Annotated in this window: 1 pseudogene; it reads left to right on the top strand. The window is 59.9% G+C overall.

The window, feature by feature from the left end:
* Positions 1-69: 69 nt before the first annotated feature.
* Positions 70-1,157 (top strand): annotated as a pseudogene (locus LDO26_RS18135) (IS3 family transposase).
* Positions 1,158-1,196: the final 39 nt, after the last annotated feature.

Below are 1,196 nucleotides of genomic sequence, written 5' to 3'. Positions count from 1 at the left end.
GGTAATCCCCCCGCAGATTAGCTGATCCCAGAAGTGGAATTTTCTCGTACGCTTTCCCGAGGAGGTTCCATGAAGAAGTCCCGCTTCACCGATAGCCAGATCATCGCCGTGCTCAAGCAGGCCGAAGCCGGCACGCCCGTGCCGGAGCTATGTCGCGAGCACGGCATCAGTTCGGCGACGTTCTACAAGTGGCGCAGCAAATTCGGCGGCATGGAGGTGTCCATGGTCGCGCGGATGAAGGAACTGGAGGAGGAGAACCGGCGTCTGAAGAAGATGTACGCCGACGCCCAGCTTAGCGCCGACCTGTTGAAGGAAGCCCTGTCAAAAAAATGGTGAGGCCATCTCAACGTCGGGAGATGGCCAGAACAGCGGTCGAAGGCGGACGCACGAACATCCGGCATGCCTGCCAGACCTTTGAGGTGAGTCAGACCTGCTATCGGTACCAGGCCAAGGCTTCGGACGAGAATGCCTGGATCGCCGACTGGCTGGTCAGGCTGACGACAACCTATCGCGACTGGGGCTTTGGTCTGTGCTTCTTGTACCTGCGCAATGTGAAGGGGTTCGGTTGGAACCACAAGCGGGTCTACCGGATCTACCGGGAGTTGGAGTTGAACCTGCGGATCAAGCCAAAGAAGAGACTGGTGCGCGAGAAGCCCGAACCGCTGGCGGTTCCGGAATCGATCAACCAGGTCTGGTCGATGGACTTCATGCACGACCAGTTGGCCGATGGCCGCAGCTTCCGCTTGTTCAACGTCCTGGACGACTTCAATCGCGAGGGGTTGGCGATCGAGGTGGACCTGTCGCTGCCATCTGCCCGGGTGATCCGATCGTTGGAGCAGGTTATCGAGTGGCGCGGCAAACCGCGCGTCATTCGCTGCGATAACGGGCCCTAATACATCAGCGGGGCAATACTGGCGTGGGCCGAGCACAACGGTATCCGCATCGAGCATATCCAGCCGGGCAAGCCACAGCAGAACGCCTACGTTGAACGTTACAACCGCACGGTCCGCTACGCCTGGCTGGCCCGCACCCTGTTCGACACCATCGAGCAGGTGCAGGACAAGGCCACGCGCTGGCTATGGACTTACAACCACGAGCGCCCGAACATGGCGCTCGGCGGCATCACGCCCATGCAGAAGCTCGCATTGGCCGCTTAGCTCCACTTTTGGCGATTGCTAAAAATGGGGGGATTACCC

This window comes from Proluteimonas luteida, from assembly GCF_021191695.1.
Classification (GTDB): domain Bacteria; phylum Pseudomonadota; class Gammaproteobacteria; order Xanthomonadales; family Xanthomonadaceae; genus Luteimonas; species Luteimonas luteida.
This window is presented reverse-complemented; position numbering and strand designations above follow the sequence as displayed.